12 protein-coding genes are annotated in these 14,401 nt (G+C 56.9%); 7 read left to right on the top strand and 5 right to left on the bottom strand.

Annotated elements, in window-relative coordinates; genetic code table 11:
- Positions 1-12 precede the first annotated feature (12 nt).
- The 7 genes from QPM17_RS09610 to QPM17_RS09580 all read left to right on the top strand — a co-directional run bounded on the left by QPM17_RS09610 (position 13) and on the right by QPM17_RS09580 (position 8,530).
- A complete protein-coding gene (locus QPM17_RS09610; protein ID WP_285390454.1) occupies positions 13-414 on the top strand; it encodes a ribonucleotide reductase subunit alpha in 402 nt (133 codons plus the stop codon).
- Positions 415-610: 196 nt separating this feature from the next.
- Positions 611-2,731, top strand: coding sequence for a transcriptional regulator NosR (nosR, locus tag QPM17_RS09605; protein ID WP_285390756.1), 2,121 nt, complete (start codon positions 611-613; stop codon positions 2,729-2,731).
- A gap of 59 nt (positions 2,732-2,790) precedes the next feature.
- Positions 2,791-4,680, top strand: coding sequence for a TAT-dependent nitrous-oxide reductase (gene nosZ, locus QPM17_RS09600; protein WP_285390453.1), 1,890 nt, complete (start codon positions 2,791-2,793; stop codon positions 4,678-4,680).
- A gap of 227 nt (positions 4,681-4,907) precedes the next feature.
- Entirely contained in the window at positions 4,908-6,173 is a 1,266-nt protein-coding gene (locus QPM17_RS09595) for a nitrous oxide reductase family maturation protein NosD (RefSeq protein ID WP_285390452.1), read from the top strand.
- Positions 6,173-7,105, top strand: coding sequence for an ABC transporter ATP-binding protein (locus QPM17_RS09590; protein WP_285390451.1), 933 nt, complete (start codon positions 6,173-6,175; stop codon positions 7,103-7,105). The genes QPM17_RS09595 and QPM17_RS09590 overlap by 1 nt, the downstream gene beginning before the upstream one ends.
- Entirely contained in the window at positions 7,102-7,932 is an 831-nt protein-coding gene (locus QPM17_RS09585; protein ID WP_285390450.1) for an ABC transporter permease, read from the top strand. The genes QPM17_RS09590 and QPM17_RS09585 overlap by 4 nt, the downstream gene beginning before the upstream one ends.
- A gap of 13 nt (positions 7,933-7,945) precedes the next feature.
- On the top strand, positions 7,946-8,530 hold the full coding sequence (locus tag QPM17_RS09580) for a nitrous oxide reductase accessory protein NosL (protein WP_285390449.1): 585 nt from the start codon (positions 7,946-7,948) through the stop codon (positions 8,528-8,530).
- A gap of 33 nt (positions 8,531-8,563) precedes the next feature.
- Here the strand turns inward: QPM17_RS09580 and QPM17_RS09575 are convergent, their stop codons facing one another.
- The 5 genes from QPM17_RS09575 to QPM17_RS09555 all read right to left on the bottom strand — a co-directional run bounded on the left by QPM17_RS09575 (position 8,564) and on the right by QPM17_RS09555 (position 14,396).
- Positions 8,564-9,145 carry a DUF6448 family protein gene (locus QPM17_RS09575; protein WP_285390448.1) on the bottom strand — a complete coding sequence of 194 codons (582 nt, stop codon included), beginning with the start codon at positions 9,143-9,145 and terminating at the stop codon, positions 8,564-8,566.
- Positions 9,146-9,292: 147 nt separating this feature from the next.
- The gene (locus tag QPM17_RS09570; protein ID WP_285390447.1) at positions 9,293-10,312 is read right to left on the bottom strand and encodes a helix-turn-helix domain-containing protein; all 1,020 of its coding nucleotides are present in this window, start codon (positions 10,310-10,312) and stop codon (positions 9,293-9,295) included.
- A gap of 144 nt (positions 10,313-10,456) precedes the next feature.
- Entirely contained in the window at positions 10,457-11,449 is a 993-nt protein-coding gene (gene moaA, locus QPM17_RS09565) for a GTP 3',8-cyclase MoaA (RefSeq protein WP_285390446.1), read from the bottom strand.
- 112 nt (positions 11,450-11,561) lie between these two features.
- On the bottom strand, positions 11,562-12,044 hold the full coding sequence (locus QPM17_RS09560) for a hemerythrin domain-containing protein (RefSeq protein ID WP_285390445.1): 483 nt from the start codon (positions 12,042-12,044) through the stop codon (positions 11,562-11,564).
- A 60-nt stretch (positions 12,045-12,104) separates the two neighbouring features.
- A complete protein-coding gene (locus QPM17_RS09555) occupies positions 12,105-14,396 on the bottom strand; it encodes a nitric-oxide reductase large subunit (protein ID WP_285390444.1) in 2,292 nt (763 codons plus the stop codon).
- Positions 14,397-14,401: the final 5 nt, after the last annotated feature.

Raw genomic sequence — 14,401 nt, 5'->3', positions numbered from 1 at the left:
AGGAAACACTCAATGATCTCCAGCTATAACGATCTGCTCAAAGCCGCCAATGCGGAACCCGATCCCCAGCGCTTCTTGTTCGTGTTCTGTCGTGCCGAGCTCCCGGATGATGCCTCAGCAGCTGAAAAGGCGGCCTTTGCCAACGGAGAGGGTGGCGCCCTGACCCCCGTGGTATGCGTTGACAAATCGCCCGATGAGGTCGGTGATTTCAGCGCCCTTGTTGAAGAGTCACGTGAGACCGGTCAGGACTGGGATGTGGTGTTTGTTGCTGCGATGTCTGGCCGTGGCGGGATGAAACCTTCTTCGGATGAAGCACAGCAACCCCTCACCATGATGGTGGAATCTATCCGCCTGGGCCACGTGGGAAACTATCTCCCACTGGATCAAAAGGGCCAGGCCGTGTCCCTGGGTTAATCCTGCTAAATGATGCATTTGAAGTTTTTGTTTTGTCGACTAGCTTTTACAGGGCAGCCCGTCACCAGTGAGAAATGTCAAATATCCCAATGCGCCAGGCTAATAGTATGCCGCTGTCGCTCGTCTCTTCTCCATGCAGCTGTCCCCAGGGGGTATCGTGACTTTGATTAAGCGTGCAGCCATATCATTTATTACCATGGCTTGCCTCGTCCTGATTCCAGTGACCACGGCCACCGCAGCCGCTCCAAGACACTATGAGCCTGCAGCGGCACGTCAGGTAATCAAAAAGGCTTTCCCCACTGTTAACGATATATCTCCCAGGGAAGATAACCGTGCAATTCAGGAGCTTCGTCGAGGTGACAAGCTTCTGGGATACGCCTACCAGACTCTCGATTTCGTGCAGACGCCCGCCTATTCCGGCAAACCCCTGAACGCCATGGTGGTGCTTGACACCGACGGCGAGATCAAGGGCGCTAAGGTGATACACCACGACGAGCCGATTCTTCTGATCGGCATCCCCGAAATCAAGATGCACGAGTTTACTGACCAGTACGTCGGCCTCAAGGCGGACCAGAGGGTCACGGTGGGCGGCAAATCCTCCGAACGCCGAATTGCCGTGGATGGCCTGTCAGGGGCTACAGTGACGGTGATGGTGATCAACGAAGTCATCATGAAAACTGCTCATCGCATAGGCGCCGAACTGGGGCTGGTTGAAGGTGGAAGCGATTCCCGGCCACCGGTCGCGGAACTCAAGACCAGTGAATTCGAGGAAAAAAGCTGGAAAGAATTGACTGGTGATGGCTCGGTCCGTCGCTTGTTGGTGACCCGGGGCCAGGTGGACGATGCATTCGAGGGCACGGAGGCAGAAGGTATTGACGAGGCCGCTCCGGATGAGCGTAACGAGGCGCTGATCGATCTTTACACCGGCTATCTGAATGTACCCGCTATTGGCAGGAGTCTTCTGGGTGAAAGCCAGTACCAATGGCTGATGTCAGAGCTGAAAGAGGGTGAGCACGCCATCGCAGTGATGGCGAGCGGAGAATACTCCTTCAAGGGCTCTGGTTATGTGCGTGGCGGTATTTTCGACCGCATCCAGGTTCGCCAGTTCGGCGATACCTTCAACTTCCGGGATCTGGACTTCTATCGGCTGAGTGACGTTTATGCCGAAGGCATGCCTGATTTCTCCGAAATGGCGATCTTCATCATTCGTCAGCAATACAATTTCGATCCGGGCACGCCCTGGTCGCTGGAGCTATCCGTCAAGCGCCAGACCGGACCGCTGGACAGCGAGTTTGCCGTATTCCCGCTGGAATATCAGCTGCCGGATCAGTACTACACCCGGCCAGAAATTGAGCTGTCCGAGGAGGAGTGGCTGGAAACACAGCCCATGTGGGTGCAGGTGTGGTATCAGCGCCAGTTCCAGATCATTGTTCTGGGTATTGGTATCGGTGTGCTCATGTTCATTCTGTTCTTCCAGGACTGGCTGGTTAAGAAGCCCAAGGTAACACGCTGGATACGCCATGCATTTCTGACCTATACCCTGTTCTTTATTGGCTGGTATGCCCTGGGGCAACTGTCCATCGTCAACGTACTGACATTCGTTAATAGCCTGATCAGCGGATTCCAGTGGGAGACCTTCCTCGTTGACCCTGTGATATTCATCCTCTGGGCCACGGTCGCTGGTATCGTTTTATTGTGGGGGAGGGCTGTTTACTGTGGCTGGCTCTGCCCCTTCGGTGCGCTGCAGGAACTGGTGAACGAGATCGCACGCAAGCTCAAAGTGCCCCAATACACCGTTCCCTTTGCTATTCACGAGCGCCTGTGGGCCATCAAATACATCGTTCTGCTGGTGCTATTCGGCGTTTCACTGGATTCGCTTGCAACAGCGGAAAAAATGGCTGAAATAGAGCCGTTCAAGACCGCCATCACCTTGCGCTTTGACCGCAGTTGGCCCTTCGTCACTTATGCTCTGCTGCTGATCGCGGTGAATCTTTTCACCCGCAAAGTCTTCTGTCGCTATATGTGCCCTCTGGGGGCGGCGCTGGCGCTCCCCACCAAACTGAGAGTGTTCGACTGGCTGAAGCGGCGCAAAGAATGCGGGCATCCCTGCCGGCTGTGTGAGCATGAATGCGAAGTGCAGGCAATCCATCCCGACGGCACCATCAATTATCAGGAGTGCCACTACTGCCTGGACTGCCAGATGACCTATTTCGATGACCACAAATGCCCACCACTGATTGTAAAACGACGCGGCAAACGCCGTGGCCATAACGCACCCGGCCATCCGGAACAGATTCCGGTCACCCAGGTGACATAACAAAAAAAGCAGTAAACCAAAAATCAATACCGCCATTACCAACAACGGAGTTGGACGCTATGAAAAAGAAAGAAGAGCTTGGTAACACTGCACCGGAAGAGAGCGGTCTTAGTCGCCGTAAATTCCTGGGTGCAACCGCACTGGCAGGCGCCGTAGGCGCCACTGGCCTGGGTGGCGCCGTGATGACCCGGGAGTCATGGGCTGCTGCAGTCAAGGACGCCCAGAACAAGTATCACGTTGCACCCGGCGAGCTGGACGAATACTACGGCTTCTGGAGCGGTGGTCATCAGGGTGAGGTGCGTGTCCTTGGCGTGCCCTCCATGCGTGAGCTGATGCGTATTCCGGTTTTCAACGTGGACTCCGCCACCGGCTGGGGTATCACCAATGAAAGCAAGGAGATCCTTGGCGGCGATCGGCAGTACCTGAATGGTGACTGTCACCACCCCCACATTTCCATGGAAGACGGGCGTTACGACGGCAAATACCTGTTCATCAACGACAAGGCCAACAGCCGCATTGCCCGTATCCGTCTCGACATCATGAAGACGGACAAAATCACACATATCCCGAATGTACAGGCGATTCACGGCCTGCGACTGCAGAAAGTACCGCGCACCAAGTACGTGTTCTGTAACGCAGAATTTGTGATTCCACACCCGAATGATGGCAGCGATTTCAGCCTGGAAAATAGCTACACCATGTTCAGTGCTGTTAATGCAGACACCATGGAAGTGGCCTGGCAGGTGATTGTGGACGGCAACCTGGATAACACCGACGCCGACTACACCGGCAAATATGCCGCTTCCACCTGCTACAACTCTGAAAAAGCGGCAGATCTCGCTGGCACCATGCGCAACGACCGCGACTGGGTTGTGGTGTTCAACGTCGAGCGCATTGAAGCCGCTGTCAAGAACGGTGACTTCAAGACCATTGGTGACTCCGATGTTCCGGTAGTTAACGGGCGTGAAGGCTCGAAACTGACCCGCTACATCCCGGTTCCGAAGAACCCGCATGGTCTGAATACATCACCGGATGGCAAGTATTTCATTGCCAACGGCAAGCTGTCACCGACCTGTTCCATTATCCAGATCGACAAGCTGGATGATGTGTTTGATGACAAGATCGGGCCGCGGGATGCTATCGTAGCCGAGCCGGAGCTGGGCCTCGGCCCCCTGCACACCACCTATGATGGTCGTGGCAACGCCTACACCACCCTGTTCATCGACAGTCAGGTGTGTAAGTGGAACATCGCTGATGCGATCAAGGATTACAACGGTGAGAAGACCAATTACATCCGTCAGAAGCTTGATGTGCACTACCAGCCAGGGCACAACCATGCGTCCCTGACTGAGTCCCGCGATGCGGACGGCAAGTGGCTGGTGGTTCTGTCCAAGTTCTCCAAGGATCGCTTCCTGCCAGTGGGGCCACTACACCCTGAAAATGATCAGCTGATTGACATTTCCGGTGAGGAGATGAAGCTGGTTCACGATGGTCCGGCGTTTGCGGAGCCACACGACTGTATCCTGATTCGTCGTGACCAGATCAAGACCAAGAAGATCTACGACCGTGATGATCCGTTGTTCGCCACTGCTCGTGCCCAGGCTGAGAAGGACGGGGTCACTCTGGAGGCTTCCAATGAGGTGATCCGTGACGGCAACAAGGTGCGTGTTTACATGACCTCTGTGGCGCCGCAGTTCGGGACTACGGAGTTCCGAGTCAAGGAGGGCGACGAAGTTACGGTGTATGTGACCAATCTGGATTCCATTGAGGATGTGTCTCATGGGTTCGTTATGGTGAACCATGGTGTGAGCATGGAGATCAGTCCGCAACAGACGTCATCGGTGACCTTTACGGCGGGTAAGCCGGGGGTTTACTGGTACTACTGCAGTTGGTTCTGTCATGCGCTGCACATGGAGATGGGTGGTCGCATGTTGGTGGAGAAGGCCTGACCTTCTTTTGCCTGATCCTGGGCTGGGGCTCCTTCGGGAGTCCCGGCTTTCAGGCTTGGGAGAAGCAATCCAAGAGGAAAGCCCTTTCCAAAACACGCTCAAGCCCGTCCATGGGGCGCTTGAGCTCCGCCATCCATGGCTCCGCACAGTTTTGGAAAGGGCTTTCCTCTCGGCTTGCCAAACTTGGAAGCAGGCCGCTGTCTGTTTCACCTTTGTGAGATGTATTGATGCAAGAATTCATGCGTTATGGGGTGGCCCTGACAGTCGCCTTGTTATCGCTGACCGCTCATGCGGACCTGCAAAAACAGCTTGATGCACTGGAACCCGGTGCTGTCTTTGAGCTTCCCCCTGAGAAAGTTTCGTCGCTGGATTTTCGCGTGCCTGGTGTGACGGTGTCCTGTCATGCCGATACGGTAATCGACGGCGGTGGTGAGGGTAATGCGATCGATATCCTGGCGGAGGAGGTGTCGTTTTCCGGTTGCCGGGTGCGCAACTGGGGTGGCGATCTGAATGAGCTGGATGCGGGGATTTTTGTGGCGCCGGAGGCTCGGGGTGCTGTTATCGAGAATAACCGTTTGCAGGGGCCGGCGTTCGGGGTGTGGCTGGATGCGACGAAGGATGTAACGGTCCGCAATAACGAAGTACGCGGGGATGCGTCCATCCGGTCGCAGGATCGGGGGAACGGAATTCATATGTTCAACACCACCGGGGCGTTGATTGAGGGGAATGACATCAGTCAGACCCGGGACGGTATCTATATCGAGACGGCCAACAATAACGAGCTCCGCAACAACCTGATCACGGATCTGCGCTATGGCATTCATTACATGTACTCGATGCATAACGTGCTTGAAGGCAATGTTACCCGGGGAACCCGAACCGGGTATGCGCTGATGCAGAGCAAGTATCTGAAGGTGATCAACAACCGCTCAGAGAATGATGAGAATTACGGCATTCTGATGAATTTCATTACCAACTCCGAACTCCGGGGCAACGTGGTGACTGGTGTATCCCAGGGGCAGACCGCCGGGGCTGTTATTTCCGGTGCTGAGGGTAAGGCGGTGTTTATCTATAACTCGCTGTACAACACCTTCGAGAACAATGTGTTCCGGGACAGCAATATCGGTATCCATCTGACGGCAGGGTCGGAAGAAAACGAGGTGTTCAGCAATGCGTTCGTGAACAACCAGCGCCAGGTAAAGTATGTGGCAACCCGCACCCAGGAGTGGTCGAAGGAGGGACGGGGCAATTACTGGAGTGATTATCTGGGGTGGGACCGTAATCAGGATGGCATCGGCGATGTGGCCTATGAACCCAATGACAATGTGGACCGGTTGCTGTGGACCTATCCGGAAGCCAAGGTGCTGATGTATAGCCCTGCGGTGGACACCCTGCGCTGGGTGCAGGACGCGTTTCCTGTGGTCAAAGCCGCCGGCGTCAGCGATTCCCACCCGCTGATGAGTCTGCCCGAACCTATACAACCGGAGTCCTGATGAGCTGTTTCCGTCTTGAGAATGTGAGTTATCGGTACGATAAGGCACTGGTACTGAATGGGGTTGATCTGCGTCTGGAATCCGGCGAGATTCTGGGACTGTTTGGCCACAACGGTGCCGGTAAAACCACCACTATCAAACTGATTCTGGGGCTGATGACGCCGTCCCAGGGCAGGGTGTCTGTACTCGGCGGTGAGGCAGGCGATCCCCATGTCACTCAACACATTGGCTACCTGCCAGAGAACGTGATGTTTTACCCACAGCTGACCGGGCGGGAGATCCTGAATCACTTTGCCCGCCTGAAGGGCGCGCCGTTGAGGCAGGTGCCTGAGCTGCTGGAGCAGGTGGGTCTCGGCGATGCCATGAATGCGCGGGTTAAAACCTACTCCAAAGGCATGCGCCAACGCCTTGGGCTGGCGCAGGCACTTCTGGGCAAGCCGAAACTGCTGATGCTGGATGAGCCCACGGTGGGGCTGGACCCGGTGGCCACGGCCGACCTTTACCGGTTGTTGCGTAAACTGCGGGATGAAGGCACGGGTATTGTGCTTTGTTCCCATGTTTTGCCGGGCGTGGAACCCTACATCGACCGTGCGGCGATTCTCACCGATGGTGCCTTGAAGGCCGTGGGTGACCTGTCTGCGCTGCGCCGGCAGGCGAACATGCCGGTGACTCTGTCCATCGAACCGGCCAATGGTACGCCAGCACTGGAGAAAGCCATTGCCGGTGCTTCAGCGAGCAATGGCCTGATGATCAGGAAAGATAACGGACGCCTGCAGGTGGACGTACGGCCATCTGAAAAAATGGCCCTGATCCAGGCCCTGCTGAATTCCGGTGAGGTACAGGATCTGGGCATCCATCAGCCCACACTGGAGGATGTGTACGTCCACTTCATCGGCTCCGGTGGCCTTGCTCACCGTGGAGGTGCCCAGTGAACAGCATCTGGACCATCGCCCGCAAGGAACTCAGTGACAGCCTGCGTAACCGCTGGTTGATTGCCATAGCGCTGGTATTTGCCGTGCTGGCGCTGGGCATTGCCTGGTTTGGAGCAGCGGCATCGGGGCAGGTGGGTTATGCCTCCACGCCGGCAACGATCGCCAGCCTTGCCAGCCTGGGCATATTCCTGATCCCCCTGATCGCGCTGTTGCTGGCCTATGACGCCATCGTCGGTGAGGAAGAAGGCGGCACGCTGCTTCTGTTAATGACCTACCCCCTGAGCCGTGGCCAGCTGCTGTTCGGTAAGTTCCTCGGTCATGGCCTGACACTGGCGTTTGCAACCCTGATCGGCTTCGGTGTTGCCGGCATTGCCATCGCCTTGCTGGTGGAAGACGTGGCTGTTGGCGCCCTGGCCGCCGCCATGTCCCGCTTTATCGTTTCCACCATTCTGCTTGGTTGGGGGTTCATTGCGCTGGCCTACATGATCAGCGTGCGGGTCAGCGAAAAGCCTGTTGCGGCCGGCCTGGCCCTGGGTATCTGGTTTTTCTTTGTGCTGGTTTTCGACCTGATGCTGTTGGGGATCCTGGTGGCCAGTGAAGGCAAACTCAGCCCCGAGCTGCTGCCCTGGCTGCTGATGCTCAACCCCACCGACATCTACCGCCTGCTCAACATCGTCGCATTCGGCGAGGGTGCCCAGCTAAGCGGCGTTCTGAGCCTCGGCGCAGATCTGCCCATTGGCGCGGCAGGCCTGTGGTTCGCCCTGGTGCTCTGGTTTGTTATTCCCCTTGCTGCTGCCTGGGCCCTGTTCCGTAGCCGCCGAATCTGACATGGAGATATTCATGCGTACTGTTGATTTCAAAGCTTTGTCTACCGCGGTCGTGCTCGCCGTGTTCCTGGCCGGTTGCTCCGAGTCACAAGAGCAGGTCACCGAAAAGCCCGACCCGGTCCATATCGAATCCGGCGACGAGTGCCACGTCTGCGGCATGGCCATCACCCGTTTCCCGGGCCCGAAAGGCGAAGCCATAACCGCCAGAGAGCAGCAGGTGAACAAATTCTGTTCAACCCGCGACATGTTCTCCTGGGCACTGCAGCCCGAAAACGCAAAGCGTGAGCACACCCTCTACGTTCACGACATGGCCCAGACCGACTGGGAGCACCCGGACGATACCGCCCTGATCGATGCCCGGGAAGCTTTCTTTGTGGTGGGATCCAAGCGCACCGGAGCCATGGGTCCAACCCTGGCCTCGTTCGCTGCCGAAGAGGCCGCCAGGGAGTTTGCGATGAACTATGGCGGCCAGGTGCTGAGCTATAACAACGTCACCATGGACCACCTGAACGTTGGTGGTCCATCGGGAGAGATGGATGGAATGCCCGAGATGCATGAGCCGGAAGGTTCAGAAACTGAGCATTCCATGGACCACTGATTTCATCGCTGGCATCACGTACCAGGATGGGAATCAGTGTTCGTCATGAGTGCCCGCGATGATGTTATGGATCTCCTCAATGGCGTGGACATAACGAACGTAGTTGCCGACAAATTTGCGCCCGTCTGGAACTGATTCGGCGTTGGCATCTTGAATGGTCTCCCGAAACTGCTTCACTACAAAGTTGGTGACATTCTCACCCAGTTTTTGTGCCAAGGCATCCACATTACCTTCGGCTAGTGCTCTGTCGGCAGCTTTGGCTGCTGCTGAAGCACTGCCTGCCGGCTTTAACCCGGTGTAGGGCGCACCTTCAGTTTCCCGGTGCAAGCGCACGAGCGTCTCGAAGAAGTACTTGTCAGCCAGTTTCCGGGCCTGGGGACTTTCCCCTCGAACCTCCAGAGTATCGTTGAACGCGGCAGTGAGATCTTTTTCATTGGTGGGGGCTATCCATTTCATGACCGGTTTAAGGGACTGTTCGTTCAATGCGGTCCTGGCATCTTCGATAACAGGACCGTCCAGAGAGTCGCAGTGGGCAAAGCTGGCGGAACTCCAGAGCAGGCTCCCGCTGATCATTGCAAGTGTGGCGATTCGTTTGGTTTTGCCGAATGATTTCATGACTATCCTCTCGGTATTCTCAGGAAGTGTTTGGCAGCCCGGGAAAAGCCCGGAGGCTGCCGGTTGCCAATCCACTATGTCCGAAAGGGGGAGTCCTGGCGTTCGGATACAGGAATACGAACGTTTGGATGTGTCGCCGAACGCCGATTAGCTGTTTTTACGGAGTGTGCGGCGATACTGCGAAGGCGTTTTGCCGTTTGTTTTACGGAAAAGAGTGTTAAAGACCGACTTAGAATTAAACCCGGATTCGTACATGATATCCGTGATGGTTCCTGTGTCTGCAGGATCTGCCAGACGTTGCCGCGCATGTTCGATTCGATACCCGTTCACGAACTCGTAAAAGTTATTGCCCATCTGTTGATTGAGGAATTGCGACAGTTCCCGGGGCGAAAGCTCTGCCTGGCGGGCCAGCCGATCTACGGTAAGGTTCGAGTACAGGTAGGGTTGGTGCTCTTTCATGAGCCGTTCTATTCGGCTGGCCAGAGACTCTGAAGACGGGTCTGAAGTGCTGACTGCAGAGCTTGTTCCGGTATTCATCAAAGACTGACCAATACCGGCAAAGACGGCGGGCTGCCGAAATGCCAGCACCGACATTGGAAGCAGGACTGCGACACTGACCATCGTTGTGGCAATGGTCAGCGATTGATGGCTGCCCGTTACCCGCATCACATGGGCAAGAAGGCAGTAAACAAGACTGAGTGACCAGGCTGCTCCGTAGGCAAAAAGTAAATTCCGGAGCCATGCCAACTCCTTGTTGCCGAGGTCCGAGAAAATATTCCGCAGTTCGACACCAAAATGCGAAATTCTCTTTAGTGTTGCAGCCAAGTACCCGATTACGATGCCGTGAAGGACAATTGCCAGGACAATAGAGTTCATGACGCCTGGGTAGTGGCTGTCCGACAACATCCTTACCTGGGCTTCCTCGGGAAGGCTGTAGTAACCCATCGCGAATACCACAGCAGCGAACGGAACCGGGAGGAAATGGACCAGGTGTCGCAACCTCAACCGGAAATCACGATACATGACCGATTGAGCGTACAAGAAAATAGCTCCGGGCTGCAGCATTCCCAGGATGGTGCCGGTAAAGGCGGTATCCGGGTATCTGGAGGCAAGGCCGGTGGTGTGTAGAAATACCTCAAATAAAGTGCCCACCATGCCGGCAAGCATCAGCGCCAGGAGCTGCCGGGGTAGACGTCGCGCCTTCAGCGGCGCGATGCAAAGCAGAATCAGGAACAGGAACTGGGAGATGACGCCGAACAGAATGAGTTGGGGCAGTGTCAGGAACACAATGGCATCAGTGTGTGAGAATCATCAACCACCGGTCATATTCATAAACCGAAGAATCTGGACATCCCCGTTAGTGGAAAAGTGATGCTTCTCCGGCTTCAGGTCCATTGCATTGATGATGGTTTCCCGAAGCTTGTCGTCCGTCACCGGATTGCCACGCAGAACACGACGCAGATCCACCGAATGCTCATTGCCAAGACAGAGCAGTAGCCGGCCCTCAACGGTAACCCGGACCCGGTTGCAGGTGGAGCAGAAATTGTGGGAATGGGGGGAAATAAAGCCAACCCGCGTACGACTGCCAGGCATCCGGTAATAGCGGGCAGGGCCACCGGAGTCCTCAGTGGCGGGCACCAGTTCATGGTGCTGACGGATGATGTCCCGCACTTCTTCGCTGGTACACAGGGCCAGGCCACGATCGTGCTCGGAGATCTCGCCCAGGGGCATTTCCTCAATGAAGCTGATGTCTACCTGCTTCTTTCTGGCAAACTCTATCAGCTCCGGAATTTCCTCATCGTTGCGGCCCTTCATCACCACCGTATTGAGCTTGATGCCCCGAAAACCGGCCTCACGGGCGGCATCGATGCCATCCAGCACCTGGCTGAGCCTGCCGGTGCGGGTAATGTTGTGGAATTTCTCTGCGTCCAGGGAATCGAGGCTGATGTTCAGGCGATGCATTCCGGCTTTGCGCAGGGGCTCAGCCATGGTGGTCAGCTGGCTGCCATTGGTCGTCATGGCAAAGTCGCGCAGCCCGTAGCTGCCGATTTCCTTGACCAACTCGAGGATGTCTTTGCGCACCAGAGGCTCACCACCGGTGAGGCGGATTTTTTCAGTGCCCAGAGCCACGAAGTTACGGGCCACGCGGGCGATCTCCTCCAGGGTCAGCACCTGCTGGCGAGGGAGGAAAGTCATATCCTCGGCCATGCAGTAGACACAGCGGAAATCGCAGCGGTCAGTAACGGACAGGCGCACGTAGTTGACGGTACGGCCAAATCGGTCTGTCAGCTTGGCGTGGGGCATGTGAATCGTTCCTGTCCTTTACTGTGTGGACTCTCGCCAATAAGCATAGAGCATAGGCTGATTATGGCAAATCAGCCCTGCAAATCCGATACCCCCGCGGGAGTATCCCTTGCTAGCTTCCGCCATCGATGCGGCTGAAAAGCAGAGTGTTTTCTGTCTGTATGTGGGCTTTCAGGTCATCACGGAACGATTCAAGCCCCTGATAGAGGCGCTGCCAGCTTCTGCAGGCACCTTCTGGCAGGGTCAGACCATTGGTAATGCGCTCCAGTTCCTCCAGCGCGGTGCCGTGATCTTCGTGTTCATGCCGCATCACGGACACAGGGCCACTGGCCATGGCGCCCATTCCCCGGGCAATCATGGGGAAAAGGATCTGCTCCTCTTTCGCCATATGAGTCTCGAGCTCTTCAGCCATCTGCGCAAGGTGGGCCGAAAGGCCGGCCGGGCAGGCGGTATGGCCGCCGTGGACCCGTTCTACCCGTTCGGACAGCTGGATCAGTTCCGGCAACTGCTCCCGGTGGGTGTCGTGGTAACGGGTCAGGATATGTTCGATCAGTTCTTCGTTGGATGCCTGGGTCATAGTTTCAGCAATTGTCATGACAGCACTCCTTGGTTTGGGTTGCGCAGAGCGGCCATCCCTGGCCGGGGCTCTGCTGAATCAGGCGCTGAGCTCGCTGGCTGCGCCTTGCTCGTCAGTTTCGAGGACAACCGGCTCCAGATCCGGGAAGAAGACCCCCTTCACTACCTGCCAGGCCACTGCCAGGGCGCCGACGATAAAGACCACGTCGCCGATGGTTCTGACCCAGCGCAGGGTTTGCAGGATATCGCTCTGCATGAAGGCTTCACTACGTGCGTACCACAGCCCTTCGCTGGCGCTGGCCACGAACTGGATGATGCCGACGGGCAGCAGGCTGGTGAACAGCATCAGTACCAGGCCAATGTTCAGCCACCAGAAGCCTACTTTCATCAGCCGCTCGTCAAAGACGATGCGTGGGCGGATGTAGCGCAGAATCAGCAGGGCGAAGCCCAGGGCCAGGAATCCGTAGACGCCAAAGAGAGCTGCGTGGGCGTGGGTGGGCGTGGTGTTCAGGCCCTGGATGTAATACAGCGCGATCGGTGGGTTGATCATGAACCCGAGAACGCCTGCCCCCAGCATGTTCCAGAAAGCCACAGCCACGAAGAAGGTCAGCGGCCAGCGGATGTTTTCCATCCACGGTGCGCGGGACTTCAAACGCCAGTTTTCCCAGGCTTCGTAGCCGAGTACAACTAGTGGCACTACTTCCAGGGCGCTGAAGGTAGCACCCACTGCCATCACCGGTGTGGTGGTGCCGGAGAAGTACAGGTGGTGGAAGGTTCCCGGTACACCACCGAGCATGAACAGGCTGGCAGAGGCCAGGCTGGCGGATGTCGCCACGGTGCGGGACACCAGGCCCATGCTGCAGAAGATGAATGCCAGGGCTGCGGTGGCGAACACTTCAAAGAAGCCTTCTACCCACAGGTGGACAATCCACCAGCGCCAGTACTCCATGATGGAGATGTGAGTGCGCTCGCCGTAGAAGAAGCCGGCGCCGTAGAACAGGCCGATGGCGACCACAGAAGCGGTCAGCAGGGCCAGCAGGTTCTTGTCACCGGGCTGGCGCAGGGCGGGAACAATGCCGCGTAGCATCAGTACCAGCCAGAACACGATGCCGAGGAATTTGCCAATCTGCCAGAGGCGCCCAAGGTCCACATACTCATAACCCTGGTGGCCCAGCATGAAGCTGAGGTTGGCTGGCATGATCTGAGCGATAGCCAGGAAGTTGCCGATGAATGAGCCGGCAACCACAACCACCAGGGCCCAGAACAGCACGTCGACACCCAGTTTCTGGAATTTCGGGTCCTTGCCGCCATTGATGATGGGAGCGAGGAACAGGCCGGCGGCCAGGAAGCCGGTGGCGATCCAGAACATGGCGGCCTGAATATGCCAGGTGCGCATCAGGGAGTAGGGGAACCATTCGGAGGTGTTGATACCGTAGAAGCTCTGGCCTTCCACCGTGTAATGCGCAGTAAAGCCGCCGAGCATCACCTGGAAGGTGAACAGGCCAACGACCAGTACCAGGTATTTGCCCAATGACTTCTGGGAACGCGTAAGCCCAACGGCGCTCAGCGGATCCTTGAGCGGGGCTTGCGGCTCCTCATCTTCTTTGCGCAGGAAGGCCCAGGCCCAGATCAGACCACCTACGCCGGCAATCAGCAGCACCACACTGATTAACGACCAGACCACATTCTCCGCGCTTGGCTTGTTGTCGATCAGTGGCTCGTGTGGCCAGTTATTGGTGTAGGTAACGTCGCTGTCTGGCCGTTCTGTGGCGGCGGCCCACGCGGTCCAGAAGAAGAACTCGGTCATCCGCTCGCGGCGCTCGGCGCTGGGCAGGGTGTTTTCCTTCATGGCGTAGTTTGAGCGGGTAGACTGCAGCTCGGGCGCATCACTGAACAGCCGGCTGTAGTAGTCAGCGGTTTCGGCAATGGCAGCGGTCCTGCGTTCGGACAGGTGCAGGGTGCCGGTAGCGTCCTCGTAGGTATTGGTGCGGTACTCGGTCTTCAGGTCGTACTGCAGGGCGTTCTGCTGCTGCCCGCTGAGGCTGTGCCAGTCCTGCCCGTATTCTTCCTGAGCAGCGATTTCCAACCAGGTTTCCAGTTCCCGGTGCAACCAGTCGGCCGTCCAGTCCGGTGCCTGGTAGGCCCCGTGGCCCCAGATGGAGCCAAGCTGCATGCCGCCGACGGACTGCCAGGCAGTCTGGCCGTCGAGGATGCTTTCCTCGGTCATCAGGGTGTCGCCGTTGGCAGACACCACCTGGTCAGGAATGGGAGGCGCGGCGCGGTAGACTTCCGCGCCGAAATAGCCCAGTAACGTGAAGGTAACCCCCACGATGGCAATCAACAGAAACCATAGACGACGGTATTTGGCCATGGTCA

It is taken from the genome of Marinobacter azerbaijanicus, assembly GCF_030250645.1.
Taxonomy (GTDB): Bacteria; Pseudomonadota; Gammaproteobacteria; order Pseudomonadales; family Oleiphilaceae; genus Marinobacter; species Marinobacter azerbaijanicus.
This window is presented reverse-complemented; position numbering and strand designations above follow the sequence as displayed.

What these genes read in the sequence shown, in the direction of transcription:
- QPM17_RS09610 (WP_285390454.1), top strand. Translation starts at nt 13, where the DNA reads ATGATCTCCAGCTATAACGATCTGCTCAAAGCCGCCAATGCGGAACCC.
- nosR (WP_285390756.1), top strand. Translation starts at nt 611, where the DNA reads ATGGCTTGCCTCGTCCTGATTCCAGTGACCACGGCCACCGCAGCCGCT.
- nosZ (WP_285390453.1), top strand. Translation starts at nt 2,791, where the DNA reads ATGAAAAAGAAAGAAGAGCTTGGTAACACTGCACCGGAAGAGAGCGGT.
- QPM17_RS09595 (WP_285390452.1), top strand. Translation starts at nt 4,908, where the DNA reads ATGCAAGAATTCATGCGTTATGGGGTGGCCCTGACAGTCGCCTTGTTA.
- QPM17_RS09590 (WP_285390451.1), top strand. Translation starts at nt 6,173, where the DNA reads ATGAGCTGTTTCCGTCTTGAGAATGTGAGTTATCGGTACGATAAGGCA.
- QPM17_RS09580 (WP_285390449.1), top strand. Translation starts at nt 7,946, where the DNA reads ATGCGTACTGTTGATTTCAAAGCTTTGTCTACCGCGGTCGTGCTCGCC.
- QPM17_RS09575 (WP_285390448.1), bottom strand. Translation starts at nt 9,145, where the DNA reads ATGAAATCATTCGGCAAAACCAAACGAATCGCCACACTTGCAATGATC.
- QPM17_RS09570 (WP_285390447.1), bottom strand. Translation starts at nt 10,312, where the DNA reads ATGCTTGCCGGCATGGTGGGCACTTTATTTGAGGTATTTCTACACACC.
- moaA (WP_285390446.1), bottom strand. Translation starts at nt 11,449, where the DNA reads ATGCCCCACGCCAAGCTGACAGACCGATTTGGCCGTACCGTCAACTAC.
- QPM17_RS09560 (WP_285390445.1), bottom strand. Translation starts at nt 12,044, where the DNA reads ATGACAATTGCTGAAACTATGACCCAGGCATCCAACGAAGAACTGATC.
- QPM17_RS09555 (WP_285390444.1), bottom strand. Translation starts at nt 14,396, where the DNA reads ATGGCCAAATACCGTCGTCTATGGTTTCTGTTGATTGCCATCGTGGGG.